Origin of the sequence: Candidatus Pseudomonas phytovorans (genome assembly GCA_029202525.1) — a bacterium.
Lineage (GTDB): Bacteria > Pseudomonadota > Gammaproteobacteria > Pseudomonadales > Pseudomonadaceae > Aquipseudomonas > Aquipseudomonas phytovorans.
The window spans coordinates 1,769,778-1,782,772 of record CP119325.1; the positions used below are offsets into that span (position 1 = coordinate 1,769,778).

Consider the following 12,995-nt stretch of genomic DNA (forward strand, 5'->3'; position numbering starts at 1 on the left):
ATGCCAGTCGGCAACCACTCTGCCCATGGCCAGGCCAATGAAGGCGGCCCGCTCAAGCGTGAACTGGGCGAACGGCACATTCGCCTGATGGCGCTGGGCGCCTGTATCGGTGTCGGTCTTTTCCTGGGTTCGGCCAAAGCCATCGAAATGGCCGGCCCTGCCATCATGCTGTCCTACATCATCGGTGGCCTGGCCATCCTGGTGATCATGCGCGCCCTTGGCGAAATGGCTGTGCACAACCCGGTCGCCGGTTCGTTCAGCCGCTATGCCCAGGACTACCTCGGCCCGCTGGCGGGCTTCCTCACCGGCTGGAACTACTGGTTCCTGTGGCTGGTGACCTGTGTCGCCGAAATTACTGCAGTGGCCATCTACATGGGTATCTGGTTCCCCGACGTGCCCCGCTGGATCTGGGCCCTGGCGGCCTTGGGCAGCATGGGTGCGGTCAACCTGGTGGCGGTAAAGGCGTTCGGTGAATTTGAGTTCTGGTTTGCGCTGATCAAGATCGTCACCATCATCGCCATGGTCCTTGGCGGCATCGGCGTCATTGCCTTCGGCTTCGGCAATGACGGTGTGGCCCTGGGTGTTGCCAACCTGTGGAGCAACGGCGGTTTCATGCCCAATGGCGTGACCGGGGTGCTGATGTCGCTGCAGATGGTGATGTTCGCCTACCTGGGTGTGGAAATGATCGGTTTGACCGCCGGCGAAGCACGCAACCCGCAAAAGACCATCCCGCAGGCCATTGGCTCGGTGTTCTGGCGCATCCTGCTGTTCTACGTCGGGGCGTTGTTCGTGATCCTGTCGATCTACCCGTGGAACGAAATCGGCAGCCAGGGCAGCCCGTTCGTCATGACCTTCGAGCGCCTCGGCATCAAGACCGCCGCCGGCATCATCAACTTCGTGGTCATCACTGCAGCGCTTTCGTCGTGCAACGGCGGCATCTTCAGCACCGGGCGCATGCTCTACAGCCTGGCGCAGAACGGCCAGGCCCCGGCGGCCTTCGCCCGCACCTCGAAGAACGGCGTACCGCGCAATGCGCTGCTGCTGTCGATCGGTGCGTTGTTGCTGGGCGTGCTGGCCAACTACCTGGTGCCGGAGAAGGTGTTTGTCTGGGTGACTTCGATCGCCACTTTTGGTGCAATCTGGACCTGGGTGATGATCCTGCTGGCGCAGCTCAAGTTCCGCGCGGGCCTGACTACCGCTGAGCGCAAGGCATTGAAGTACCGCATGTGGCTGTGGCCGCTGAGTTCTTACCTGGCACTGGGCTTCCTGGTACTGGTGGTCGGCCTGATGGCGTACTTCGAGGATACCCGCGTGGCGTTGTACATCGGCCCGGCGTTCCTGGTGCTGTTGACGGTGCTTTATTACGCGTTCCGGTTGGCGCCCAAAGAGTCGCAGTGTGTGGCTTCTACCGCTTCCTGATCTGAAATCCCTGGGGCTGTAAAGCAGCCCCGGGGCTCTGTCAGGCTGCCACCTCACTGTGCGGCTCAAAGCTGTCGGCCCGCGCCAGTTGCCACATGCGCGAATAGAACTGCCCGTTCACTTCGCCGGTCAGCAACTCGCCAGGCTTCAAGAACACATGCATCTGCGAGAACAGCTTGATCTCGGTGGCCGAGATGCGCCGCACCAGGTGCTTGGCCTCCAGTTGCGCCGGATGTTCCAGGCCCGCTGCCGCGAGCATTTCGGCCAGGGCACGCAAGGTGTTGTGGTGGAAGTTCAGCACCCGTTGGGCTTTATCCGGCACCACCAGGGCGCGTTGGCGTAGCGGGTCTTGCGTGGCCACGCCGGTCGGGCATTTGTTGGTGTGGCAGCTCTGCGACTGAATGCAGCCGATGGCGAACATGAAGCCGCGCGCCGAGTTTGCCCAGTCAGCCCCAATGGCCAGCACGCTGGCGATGTCGAAGGCGCTGACGATCTTGCCGCTGGCCCCTAGCTTGATCTTGTCGCGCAGGTTCAGGCCAACCAGCGTGTTGTGCACGAACAGCAGGCCTTCGCGCAGCGGTACACCGATATGGTCGGTAAACTCCACCGGTGCCGCGCCGGTACCGCCTTCCTTGCCATCGACAACAATGAAGTCGGGCAGAATGCCGGTTTCAAGCATGGCCTTGGCAATGCCCATGAACTCCCACGGGTGGCCCAGGCAGAATTTGAAACCGACCGGTTTGCCGCCGGACAGCTCACGCAGTTGGGCGATGAACTGCATCATTTCGATCGGCGTCGAGAAAGCGCTATGGCGCGAAGGCGAAATGCAGTCTTCGCCCATCAGTACGCCCCGGGTCTCGGCGATCTCCTGAGTCACCTTGTGTTTTGGCAGGATGCCGCCGTGGCCGGGCTTGGCGCCCTGGCTCATCTTGATTTCGATCATCCGCACCTGCGGGGTTCGCGCCTGGGCGGCGAAGCGTTCGGGGTCAAAGCGCCCGTCCGGCGTGCGGCAACCGAAGTAGCCGCTGCCCAGCTCCCAGACCAGGTCGCCACCATGCTCGCGGTGATAGGGGCTGATACTGCCTTCGCCGGTGTCATGGTGGAAGTTGCCCAGCTTGGCGCCCTGGTTCAGCGCGCGGATGGCATTGGCGCTGAGCGAGCCGAAGCTCATTGCTGAAATATTGAAGATCGATGCCGAGTATGGCTGGCTGCACTGCGGCCCGCCGACGATGATGCGGAAGCTGGACGGGTCGGTCAGCGGTGCCGGACGCATGGAATGGCCGATGAATTCGAAGCCCGACTGGTACACATCGATCAGCGTGCCGAACGGTTTGTCGGATGCCTCGTTCTTGGCGCGGGCATACACCAGCGAACGCTGGGCGCGGGAGAACGGCAAGGCGTCGCTGTCGGACTCCAGCAGGTACTGGCGGATTTCCGGGCGGATGGCCTCGACCAGATAGCGGATGTTGCCCAGGATCGGGTAGTTGCGACGTACTGCATGGCGTTGCTGCAGCAGGTCGAACAGGCCGATCAGGCTGAGGACTCCAGTGGTCAGGGTGAACGGCCACAACCACTCATGGTGGGTAAAGGGCAGGCTCGCCAGGGTGAACAGCACGCAGGCGGCGAAGAAGGCATAGCGACTGAGAAGTGACAGGCTCATACAGGGTCCTTGCGATGGCGCGGTCAGGCTCAGGGCCTGGGGGCAAACCCCGACCATAGCCAAGTTGCAGGGCGCTGCAAATTAAAATCGGGGTAGCGAAAATCATTCTCGAATCGGGCAAGGTCCCAGGCTGGCCTTGTCAGGCCAATGAGCCCATGGGATCCTCCCCAGCCATTGTTTCCAGCGAGCCCAGCTCATGCCCAACACCATCCGCATCGCCGCCGCCCTGCTGATCGACGCTCAGGGCCGCACCCTGCTGGTGCGCAAGCGCGGTACTGAGGCCTTCATGCAGCCAGGCGGCAAGATCGATGCCGGTGAAACGCCGGTGCAGGCACTGGTGCGCGAGTTGCACGAGGAACTCGGCCTGCGCATCGACCCTGCCCACGCCGTGTATCTGGGCCAGTTCAGTGCCCCGGCCGCCAACGAACCGGGCTTTGAAGTGCAGGCCGAACTGTTTCGTGTCGACAGCGCCGCAGCCGTGCTGCCGGCTGCTGAAATCGAAGAGGTGGTGTGGCTGGCCGCAGATCAGGTGCCCGTCATGCAACTGGCACCGCTGACCCGCGACCTGATCCTGCCGCTGTACCGCCAGGTACTCAACGCACCGCGCTGACACCATCGAGGGTGGCAAACGAGGTGTCTTTGGCCGTCAGCAAAAAGTCGCGCATGTAAGGCGCATCGAGCATGTCGGTGCGCACGGCGGCATAAAGGGTGGCGAACAGGCCTTTCTCGCCCAGGCGCTTGCCCTTCACATAGCCGCGCGAGCTGTATTCGTGCAGCGCCCAATGTGGCATGCCGCACACCCCACGGCCGCTGGCCACCAGCTGCATCATCATTACCGTCAGCTCCGAGGTGCGCACAGCGGCCGGCTCAATGTCGGCCGGCTCCAGAAAGCGGGTGAAGATGTCCAGGCGGTCGCGCTCTACCGGGTAGGTGATCAGCGTCTGGTCGAGCAGGTCTTGTGGCACGATGTAGGGCTTGCTGGCCAGCGCATGCTGGTTGGCCACCGCCAGCATCGCCTCGTAGGTGAACAGTGGCACGTAGGTGATGCCCGACAGGTCCAGCGGGTCGGAGGTCACCACCAGGTCCAGATCGCCGCGCGCCAGGGCCGGCAACGGGGCGAAGGCAAAGCCGGAGGCCAGGTCCAGCTCCACTTCCGGCCAGGCGTCGCGGAACTGGTCGATGGTTGGCATCAGCCACTGGAAGCAGCTGTGGCATTCGATGGCCATGTGCAGGCGCCCGGCAGTGCCGCCGGCCAGGCGCGCGATGTCACGCTCGGCGCCGCGCAGCAGGGGCAGGGTGGCATCGGCCAGTTGCAGCAAGCGTAACCCGGCGCTGGTGAAGCGGATCGGCTTGGTCTTGCGCACGAACAGCGGCAGGCCCAGGCGTTCTTCCAGTTCCTTGAACTGGTGCGACAGCGCCGACTGGGTCAGGTGCAGGCGTTCGGCGGCCTCCACCAGGCTGTCAGACTCGCGCAGGGCATGAAGGGTTTTCAGGTGACGGATCTCCAGCACTGCTGACTCCGGGGTGTAGGTTTGAATAAACAGGGAATGAGTTGAGTTTCCCTCATGTTGGCACGGCTGTCGACTGCGCGTTCGGTCGCACCGCCTGGCGGGAGTCATGAAACTGTCACTGAACTGTGGCAGCGCGCTCGAACAGAATTCATCAGACTCGCGCTCTACTGGGGATCTGCATTCTGGTGTTTTTTCATGCGGGCTTTTTGGCTTTTTATTTTCTTCATATTCAGCGTACCTGCGAGTTTCGCCGAACAGCGTTGTGACGCCCATGTGCCGGTGCAGCGTGCCGATGTGGGCGCGGTCAGCCTGGTGTACCAGAGCGTCGGGGCGCCACGCGACCCGGCCTTGCTGCTGGTCATGGGCCTGGGCGGGCAATTGATCCACTGGCCGGACGATGTGGTCGAGGCGTTGTGCCGGCAGGGCTTTCGTGTGATCCGCTACGACAACCGCGATGTCGGCCTGTCACGCTGGAACCAGATGCCACCGTCGGCCAACCTGACGGTCGAACTGTTGCGCTACAAGCTGGGTCTGCCGGTAGCGGCGCCCTACACGCTGACGGACATGGCCGATGACGGCCTGCGCCTGATGGACACGCTGGGTGTGCGCCAGTTCCACGTACTGGGCGTGAGCATGGGCGGCATGATTGCCCAGCATCTGGCGGCCATGGCACCCGAGCGCGTGCGCAGCCTGACGTTGGTCATGTCCAGTTCAGGGGCGGCGGGGCTGCCGGCGCCGGATCCGGCGCTGGTGCAACTGCTGGCCCGGCGTAGTGCGCCGAACCGCGAAGTGGCCATCGAGCAGCAGGCCGACCTGTTGGCGGCGTTGGGCAGCCCCGAGGTACGGGATGAGCGTGCGGTGTTGCTGCACCAGGCGGCGCTTGCCTATGACCGGGCGTTCAACCCTGATGGGGCCAAGCGCCAGATCATGGCAATACTGGCCGAGCCCAGCCGGGTCGAGTTACTTAATCAACTGAGGGTGCCGACGTTGGTGGTGCATGGCACGGCCGACCCGTTGCTTCCGGTGATGCATGGGGTGCATCTGGCGGCGCATATTCAGGGCAGCAAGTTGCGTTTGATCCCGGGGCTGGCGCACCGCTTTCAGGAACAGTTCAAGGCACCGCTGCTGGGGGCAGTGCTGCCCTACCTGCAGGCGCATCGGCAGGATGTCACACATATCGCAGGGCTCTGAATCGGCACAGAGCTGAGGCAATGGGGGAACCTGTGGGAGCGGGCAAGCCCGCGAAGAAGCCAGCGCCGATTTTGGTCAATGCATCCGCACCCACAAGGTCACCAGCACGGTCGCGGCCATCAACCAGGCCACCGTGGCCAGTGCCAGCGACGTCTCCAGGCGCAAGCGGTCGACCAGTACATACAGGGTCGCCAAGTACACGAAGTACGGAATGATCGACCACATGCCGAACAGGATGGTGGTTTTCAAGTCGGCAACGCTGCGTCCCTTGCCCACGATGTAGTGGGCAATCAGGGCAAAAGTGGGAAACAGCGGCACCAGCCCGGCGATGTAGTAGTTGCGCGTCTTCGACAGCACCGCCAGCAGCAGCACCACGCCAGCGCCCAAGGCAGCTTTGAATACCAGATCCACGATGTCTTTCCAGTTTGGGTTGAGGTCAGCCGAGGCCGTACTTTTTCACTTTGTCGAACAGCGTGGTCTTGGCCATGCCCAGCTCCTGGCTGGCCTGGCTCAGGTTGCCCCCCGTGCGTTGCAGGGCATCGCCGAGCAGGTTGCGTTCGAACGCTTCCACCGCTTCTGCAAAGCCCAGGCCCTGGCTGGCGCCGCCGCTGGGGCCTTTCTTGAATGCCGGCAGGCCGAGGGCATAGCGTTCGGCCACGTTGCGCAATTCGCGCACGTTACCCGGCCAGTCGTGGGTCATCAGGCGCGACAGGGTCTGGCTGTCGAGCGTCGGGGTTTCCCGGTCGAAACGCAGGGCCGATTGCTGCAGGAAGTGTTCGAACAACTGCAGGATATCTTCACGGCGCTCGCGCAGCGGCGGCAACTCCAGGGTCACCACATTCAGCCGGTAGTACAGGTCGCTGCGAAACTGGCCTGTCTGGCCCAGGCTATCGAGGTCGGCCTTGGTCGCAGCGATCACCCGGCAGTCCACGGCAATGCTCTGGTTCGAGCCCAACCGTTCCAGGGTGCGCTCCTGCAGCACGCGCAGTAGCTTGATCTGCAGGTTGATCGGCATGCTCTCGACTTCATCGAGGAACAGCGTGCCGCCGTTGGCGTGTTCAATCTTGCCGATGCGGCGTTTGCCAGCACCGGTGAAGGCGTTGGCCTCGTGGCCGAAAATCTCGCTTTCGAACAGGTTTTCGGGCAAGCCGCCACAATTCAGTGCCACAAAGGGTTGGCCCTGGCGGCGGCTGAAATCGTGCAGGCAGCGGGCCACCAGTTCTTTGCCAGTACCGGTCTCGCCTTCGATCAGCACGTTGGCCGAGGTGTCGGCGACGTTGGCAATCAGTTCGCGCAAGTGTTCCATGGCCGGTGAACGACCGATGATGCGGCCCTCCAGGCTGCTCTGCCCGGCCAGTTGGCGGCGCAGGGCCACCACCTCGCGTGAAAGCCCGCGATGCTCCAGGGCGCGGCGCACCACGTCGACCAGGCGCTCCGGGGAAAATGGTTTTTCCATGAAATCGTAGGCGCCATTGCGCATGGCGCCGACTGCCATGTCGATATCACCATGGCCGGTGATCAACACCACCGGCAGACTGCGGTCACGGGCCTTAAGGCGGTTGAGCAGCTCCAGGCCATCGATGCCCGGCAGGCGAATGTCGCTGACGACGATGCCGGCGAAATCGTCGCCGATGCGTTCCAGCGCTTGTTCAGCGCTGCCCACGCCCTCGCAGGCGATGTCTTCCAGGGCCAGTGCCTGCTGGCAGCCGAGCAGCACATGCGGGTCGTCTTCGACGATCAGTACGGTAAGAGGCGCTTGGTTCATGGGTGCTCTGCCGATTCGCTAGGGGGGGAGACCAGGGGCAGGGCGAGGACGAAGGCCGTGCCGCCAGTGGCGGGGTGCTCGACGTTGAGGCTGCCCTTGGCGGCGGCAGCAAGGCTCGCCGACAGGGTGAGGCCCAGGCCCAGGCCATGTTCGCCCGGTTTGGTGGTAAAGAAAGGTTCGAACAGGTGCTTGCGCGCCTCGGCGTCGATGCCGTGACCGTTGTCGCGCACCTGCAGGCGGTACTTGTCGCCTTGCAGTTCGCCTTCCAGCCATAGCTCGGGCAACGGTTGCACGGCCATGGCATCGAGGGCGTTGCCGATCAGGTTGACCAGAATCTGCTCCAGGCGGGTCTGGTCGATCGCCAGTTGCTGATCCTCGAACTGGTGGTGCAACTGCAAATGGCAGGCGCTGATGCGGTTGGCCAACACCTGCAAGGTGGCCTCCACGGCCTTGCCCAGCGAGGCCTGCCCGCTGTCGTCACCACGCCGGGCGAACGAGCGCAGGCTGGCGGTGATGCGCCCCATGCGGTCGATCAGGTCGTTCATGGTGCGCAGGTTGGCGCTGGCGGTTTCCAGTGCCCCGCGTTCGAGGAAACGCACGGTGTTGCCAGACAACGTGCGCAGCGCGGCCAGCGGCTGGTTAAGCTCATGGGCAATGCTGGTGGACATCTGCCCGATGGCGGCCAGCTTGCCCGCCTGCACCAGCTCGTCCTGGGCGTGGCGCAAGGTCTGCTCGGCATGCCGGCGTTCGCGAATCTGGCCCTTCAGGCGTTCGTTGCTGGCGCGCAGGTCTGCCGTGCGTTCGGCAATGCGCCGCTCCAGCTGGCTGTTGGCTTCTTCAAGGGCTTCGCGGGCCGCCAGGCGGGTGGCGATCACCTTGCGCCGCTCGTTCCAGGCGATGCCGAGGATCGCCAGCAAGGCAAAGGCCACGCCCACCAGAATGCCCTGCACCATTGACTCGCGGCGCAGGTCCTGCAGCGGGGTCAGCAGGGTGAAGTGCCAGGGCGTGTCGGCCAGGCGCCGGGTCTGGGCGAGGTAGGCGACTTCGTGCTGCTTGCCCTGTGCGGTTTCACTGTTTGCCGGAAAGGTCAGCTTTTCCACGCCATCGGCCAGGGTTTCCCGGGCCAGTGGCTGCAGTTCGTTGAGCGGCCACCAGTAATATTGCAGGCTGCGCGCCAGGCGCTCCTTGATTTGCGGTGTCAGCGGGCGCACCGACTTCAGGCGCCGGGCCGGGTCACTGGAGAGAATGATGATGCCGTTCTCGTCGCTGACGAACGCCTCCAGCCGGGCACGCTGCCAGCGCTCCTCAAGAGTGTCCAGGCGCACCTTGATCACCGCCACGCCAATGATCTTGCCGTGCTCTTCAAGCCCATGGGCCAGGTAATAGCCGGCCTCGCCCGTGGTGCTGCCGATGCCGTAGAAACGCCCGGGCTCGCCGCGCACGGCGGTCTGGAAGTAGGCGCGGAACGACAGGTCTTCACCGAGGAACGAATCGGCATCGCGCCAGTTGCTGGTGGCCTGTACCCGGCCATTGGTATCGAGGACGAAGATTGCGCGGCTACGGCTGCGCCGGTTCAGGCCCTCCAGGTATTCGTTGACCGCTTGGCGCGAGCCGCCGTCCGGGTCGGTGAGCAGGTGCGAGACGCTGTCTTCCAGCTCCAGCAGGCTCGGCAGGTAGGTGTACTTGCTGATTTCGCTTTCTACCGTGCGCGCGTGCAGCTCCAGCTGGCGCTCGCCGTTTTCGCTGAGGGTGCGGATGCCGTTGTTCTCGCTGATCAGGTAGCCAGCCAGCCCTAAGCCGATCATCAGCAGGATGATCAGGGGCGGTAACAGCAATTGGCGGATCAGACGGGAATTCACGGCAGGCTTGGCAGGGAGCAGTAGCGAGGGGTCGCATTTCATCACAGTGGCCTTGTCACGACCAGCATCCGCTGCCCGGTGGGTCCCGTGGCAGCGGTTGCTGTGGCCGGCTTAGTGCTGCAGGATCTTGCTGAGGAAATGCTGGGTACGCTGGTCGCGGGCGCTCTGATCACCAAAGAACTCTTCCTTGGTGCAGTCTTCGATAATGCTGCCCTTGTCCATGAAGATGACCCGGTTGGCGACCTTGCGGGCAAAGCCCATCTCGTGGGTCACGCACATCATGGTCATGCCTTCGTGAGCCAGTTGCACCATCACGTCCAGCACCTCGCTGACCATTTCCGGGTCCAGTGCCGACGTGGGCTCGTCGAACAGCATGACGATCGGGTCCATGGCCAGGGCACGGGCAATCGCCACACGCTGCTGCTGGCCGCCGGAGAGCTGGCCGGGGTGCTTCTTGGCATGGGCACTGAGCCCTACGCGCTCAAGCAGGGCCAGGCCCTTCTTGGAGGCTTCTGCCTCGCTCCGGCCCAATACCTTGCGCTGGGCAATGGTCAGGTTTTCGGTGATGCTCAGGTGCGGGAACAGCTCGAAATGCTGGAACACCATGCCCACTCGCGAACGCAGTTTGGGCAGGTTGGTCTTGGGGTCGGCAATCGAGGTGCCATCGACCACAATGTCGCCCTTCTGGAACGGCTCCAGCGCGTTGACGCATTTGATCAGCGTGGACTTGCCCGAGCCCGATGGGCCGCAGACCACCACCACCTCACCTTTCTTGACCTCGGTGCTGCAGTCGGTCAGTACCTGGAAGTCGCCGTACCACTTGTTGACGTTCTTGATGGAAATCATACGGTGATCCTTTTTTGCAGGCGCTTGACCAGCCACGAAGCGCAGAAGCTGATGAGGAAGTAGACGATGCCGGCGAAGATCAGGAACTCATGGGAGCGCCCGATGATGTCGCCGTTGGAACGTGCCGAGTTGAGGAAGTCCACCAGGCCCACGGTGTACACCAGCGAGGTGTCCTGGAACAGGATGATGCTCTGCTGCAGCAGCAGCGGGGTCATCTTGCGGAAGGCCTGGGGCAGGATGATCAGGCGCATGGTCTGCGCGTAGTTCATGCCCAGCGCTTGCGCGGCGCCCATCTGGCCTTTGGAAATCGACTGCACGCCGGCGCGCACGATCTCGCAGAAGTATGCGGCCTCGAACATCATGAAGGCCACTACGCAGGAGGTGAACGCACCGACTGGTGTGTCTTCGCCGGTAATCCAGCGCAGTACGAACGGCACCGCCAGGTAGAACCAGGTGATCACCAGCAGCAACGGGATCGAGCGGAAGTAGTTGACGTAGGCGCCTGCCACCCGTGACAGCAACTTGCTCGACGACAGGCGCATCAGTGCCAGGACGGTGCCCAGCGCAATACCGCCGACAACGCCCATGACCATCAGCTGCAGGGTCATGACCATACCGCCCCAGAGGGCAGGCAGGGCGGGGATGATTTCGCTGAAATCCATGTCCATTTATTTGCCCCCCACGGAAATCAGGCCAGGCACGGCAACTTTTTTCTCGACCAGACGCATCAGCAGCATCAGGCCCATGTTCAGGGTGAAGTAGATCAGTGTGGCCAGGGTGAACGCTTCGAACAGGTTGGCGGAAAATTCCGCGGTCTGCTTGGTCTGCGCCAGCAGCTCCATCAGGCCGATCAGCGACGCCACCGAGGAGTTTTTGAACACGTTCAAAAATTCCGAAGTAAGCGGCGGAATGATGATTCGATACGCTTGCGGCAGTAGCACGTTGGTATAAATTTGCGGCAGGCTGAAGCCCATGGCGCGGGCGGCGGCTTCCTGGCCTTTGGGTAGCGCCTGGATACCGGTACGCACCTGTTCGCAGACGCGCGCGGCGGTGAACAGGCCAAGGCAGATGACCACGCTGATCAGCGCCGAGGTGGTCGGGTTGAGGTCTTGCTTGAACCATTCCTGCAAGCTTTCAGGCAGCAGGTCCGGTACCAGGAAGTACCAGACGAACAGCTGCACCAGCAGTGGAACGTTGCGGAACAGCTCCACATAGGCGGTAGCGATACCCGACACCACGCGGTTCGGCACGGTACGCATGACACCGAGCAGTGACCCCAGCAGCAGCGCGATGATCCAGGCGGTGATAGCGATGGTGATAGTCCAGCCCAGACCGGTGACGTACCAGTCCAGATAGATTTCACTGCCCACGCCGGTGGACTTGAAGAACACGCCCCAGTCCCAGTTGTAATTCATCGGGATTTCCCCTCAGACGGTTGTTTCACGGGCACCTTCGAGCATCCAAGGGCGCCGCGCGCCCTCGGATGAAAGGTTAGACACTAATGAGTGGCCTGCAGAATTGATTCGTGCTCGTGAGCACCAGGCCACTATTTGCTGAGGATCAGGACTTCTTCTCGTCCGCCGCCTTGTCGGTCGGCTCGGCGATCAGTTTTTTCAGCTCATCGCTCATCGGGAACTGCAGGTTCAGGCCTTTTGGCGGGATCGGCTGGTTGAACCACTTGTCGAAGCTCTTGTTGACTTCGCCCGACTTGAAGTAACCGACGATGGCGTCATCGACCGCTTTCTTGAAGGCCGCGTCATCCTTGCGCACCATACAGCCGTAGATTTCGTACGACTGTGGGGTACCGGTGATGACCCAGTCCGATGGCGTGCGGGCCTTGGCCATTTCGCCGGCGAGCAGGGCATCGTCCATCATGAAGGCCACGGCGCGGCCGCTTTCGAGCATGTTGAAGGCTTCACCGTGGTCCTTGGCGGAAATCACGTTCATCTTCATCTGCTTGTCGGCGTTCATCGCTTTCAGCAAGCGTTCGGAGGTGGTGCCGGCGGTGGTCACCACGTTCTTGCCGGCCAGGTCCGGGAAGTCCTTGTAAGAAGGCTGACCGTCCTTGACCTTGGTCAGCAGGCGCGTGCCGACTTCGAAGATGCCCACGGTGAAACCGACCTGCTGCTGGCGCTCGACGTTATTGGTGGTGGAACCGCATTCAAGGTCGACGGTGCCGTTCTGCACCAGCGGAATGCGGGTCTGGGAGGTAACGAGGTTGTACTTGACCTTGATGTCGGTGCCCAGTTGCTTCTTCAGGGCTTCGACCACGGCCAGCTGGATGTCGTGGGAGTAACCCACGGGCTCCGGCTTGCCTGCCAGGTAGGAAAACGGGATGGAGGAGTCGCGGTGCCCCAAGGTGATGGTGCCCGAGTCCTTGATCTTCTTCAGGGTACCAGTCAGTTCTTCGGCCATGGCCGGCGAAGCGATCACAGCGGCCGCGATGGCGGCGCCCAGCAATTGACGAACGATACGCATCAAATTTTCCTCGACGTGTTTGTTTTTTTTATGGAGCCGTTGGCGGACTCTTTCGTTCAACGAATACCGCAAGAAGCGAGTGCATTCGGCTACCAAGTGTAGAGCATGACTCGTGCCAAGCCATGGTGTCGACCTTAAAGGCGCATGGTGACGCGGGTTTGACAGTTTCAGGTTGTGTCGCCAGCGTTCGTAAAGCCGAATGAATTGCGCAATACGCACTCGGCAATCCGAACGGTTGGCTCTTGTCGCGTGGCTGCGGCAGGACA

12 protein-coding genes are annotated in these 12,995 nt (G+C 62.5%); 3 read left to right on the forward strand and 9 right to left on the reverse strand.

Annotation, left to right across the window (positions count from 1 at the left end; genetic code table 11):
• The gene (locus P0Y58_07865) at positions 1-1,419 is read left to right on the forward strand and encodes an amino acid permease (GenBank protein ID WEK32104.1); all 1,419 of its coding nucleotides are present in this window, start codon (positions 1-3) and stop codon (positions 1,417-1,419) included.
• A 40-nt stretch (positions 1,420-1,459) separates the two neighbouring features.
• On the opposite strand, the gene P0Y58_07870 is transcribed toward P0Y58_07865, so the two are convergent.
• Positions 1,460-3,079, reverse strand: a complete 1,620-nt coding sequence (locus P0Y58_07870; protein ID WEK32105.1) for an FMN-binding glutamate synthase family protein — start codon at positions 3,077-3,079, stop codon at positions 1,460-1,462.
• 196 nt (positions 3,080-3,275) lie between these two features.
• Between P0Y58_07870 and P0Y58_07875 the strand changes: the two genes are divergently transcribed.
• Entirely contained in the window at positions 3,276-3,689 is a 414-nt protein-coding gene (locus P0Y58_07875) for an NUDIX domain-containing protein (protein WEK32106.1), read from the forward strand.
• On the opposite strand, the gene metR is transcribed toward P0Y58_07875, so the two are convergent.
• Positions 3,673-4,590, reverse strand: coding sequence for a transcriptional regulator MetR (gene metR, locus P0Y58_07880; GenBank protein WEK32107.1), 918 nt, complete (start codon positions 4,588-4,590; stop codon positions 3,673-3,675). The genes P0Y58_07875 and metR overlap by 17 nt on opposite strands.
• Before the next feature lie 195 nt (positions 4,591-4,785).
• Between metR and P0Y58_07885 the strand changes: the two genes are divergently transcribed.
• Complete coding sequence (locus tag P0Y58_07885; GenBank protein WEK32108.1) at positions 4,786-5,781, forward strand: alpha/beta hydrolase; 996 nt, start codon at positions 4,786-4,788, stop codon at positions 5,779-5,781.
• A 75-nt stretch (positions 5,782-5,856) separates the two neighbouring features.
• Here P0Y58_07885 and P0Y58_07890 read toward each other — a convergent pair whose 3' ends face one another.
• The 7 genes from P0Y58_07890 to P0Y58_07920 form a co-directional block, all read right to left on the reverse strand.
• Positions 5,857-6,192, reverse strand: a complete 336-nt coding sequence (locus tag P0Y58_07890; GenBank protein ID WEK32109.1) for a GlpM family protein — start codon at positions 6,190-6,192, stop codon at positions 5,857-5,859.
• A 25-nt stretch (positions 6,193-6,217) separates the two neighbouring features.
• Positions 6,218-7,546 carry a sigma-54 dependent transcriptional regulator gene (locus P0Y58_07895; protein WEK32110.1) on the reverse strand — a complete coding sequence of 443 codons (1,329 nt, stop codon included), beginning with the start codon at positions 7,544-7,546 and terminating at the stop codon, positions 6,218-6,220.
• Positions 7,543-9,447 (reverse strand): ATP-binding protein, encoded by a 1,905-nt coding sequence (locus P0Y58_07900; GenBank protein WEK32111.1) that lies wholly within the window; start codon positions 9,445-9,447, stop codon positions 7,543-7,545. The genes P0Y58_07895 and P0Y58_07900 overlap by 4 nt, the downstream gene beginning before the upstream one ends.
• Before the next feature lie 69 nt (positions 9,448-9,516).
• The gene (locus P0Y58_07905) at positions 9,517-10,251 is read right to left on the reverse strand and encodes an amino acid ABC transporter ATP-binding protein (protein WEK32112.1); all 735 of its coding nucleotides are present in this window, start codon (positions 10,249-10,251) and stop codon (positions 9,517-9,519) included.
• Complete coding sequence (locus tag P0Y58_07910; GenBank protein ID WEK32113.1) at positions 10,248-10,919, reverse strand: ABC transporter permease subunit; 672 nt, start codon at positions 10,917-10,919, stop codon at positions 10,248-10,250. The genes P0Y58_07905 and P0Y58_07910 overlap by 4 nt, the downstream gene beginning before the upstream one ends.
• Positions 10,920-11,666: an amino acid ABC transporter permease gene (locus P0Y58_07915; protein WEK32114.1), complete on the reverse strand. Its 747-nt coding sequence runs from the start codon at positions 11,664-11,666 to the stop codon at positions 10,920-10,922.
• 145 nt (positions 11,667-11,811) lie between these two features.
• Positions 11,812-12,729 carry a glutamate/aspartate ABC transporter substrate-binding protein gene (locus tag P0Y58_07920; protein ID WEK32115.1) on the reverse strand — a complete coding sequence of 306 codons (918 nt, stop codon included), beginning with the start codon at positions 12,727-12,729 and terminating at the stop codon, positions 11,812-11,814.
• Positions 12,730-12,995 lie beyond the last annotated feature (266 nt).

Excerpts from the sequence above, each read along its gene's own strand:
- P0Y58_07865 (WEK32104.1), top strand. The coding sequence starts at position 1 with ATGCCAGTCGGCAACCACTCTGCCCATGGCCAGGCCAATGAAGGCGGC.
- P0Y58_07870 (WEK32105.1), bottom strand. The coding sequence starts at position 3,079 with ATGAGCCTGTCACTTCTCAGTCGCTATGCCTTCTTCGCCGCCTGCGTG.
- P0Y58_07875 (WEK32106.1), top strand. The coding sequence starts at position 3,276 with ATGCCCAACACCATCCGCATCGCCGCCGCCCTGCTGATCGACGCTCAG.
- P0Y58_07885 (WEK32108.1), top strand. The coding sequence starts at position 4,786 with ATGCGGGCTTTTTGGCTTTTTATTTTCTTCATATTCAGCGTACCTGCG.
- P0Y58_07895 (WEK32110.1), bottom strand. The coding sequence starts at position 7,546 with ATGAACCAAGCGCCTCTTACCGTACTGATCGTCGAAGACGACCCGCAT.
- P0Y58_07900 (WEK32111.1), bottom strand. The coding sequence starts at position 9,447 with ATGAAATGCGACCCCTCGCTACTGCTCCCTGCCAAGCCTGCCGTGAAT.
- P0Y58_07905 (WEK32112.1), bottom strand. The coding sequence starts at position 10,251 with ATGATTTCCATCAAGAACGTCAACAAGTGGTACGGCGACTTCCAGGTA.
- P0Y58_07910 (WEK32113.1), bottom strand. The coding sequence starts at position 10,919 with ATGGACATGGATTTCAGCGAAATCATCCCCGCCCTGCCTGCCCTCTGG.
- P0Y58_07915 (WEK32114.1), bottom strand. The coding sequence starts at position 11,666 with ATGAATTACAACTGGGACTGGGGCGTGTTCTTCAAGTCCACCGGCGTG.
- P0Y58_07920 (WEK32115.1), bottom strand. The coding sequence starts at position 12,729 with ATGCGTATCGTTCGTCAATTGCTGGGCGCCGCCATCGCGGCCGCTGTG.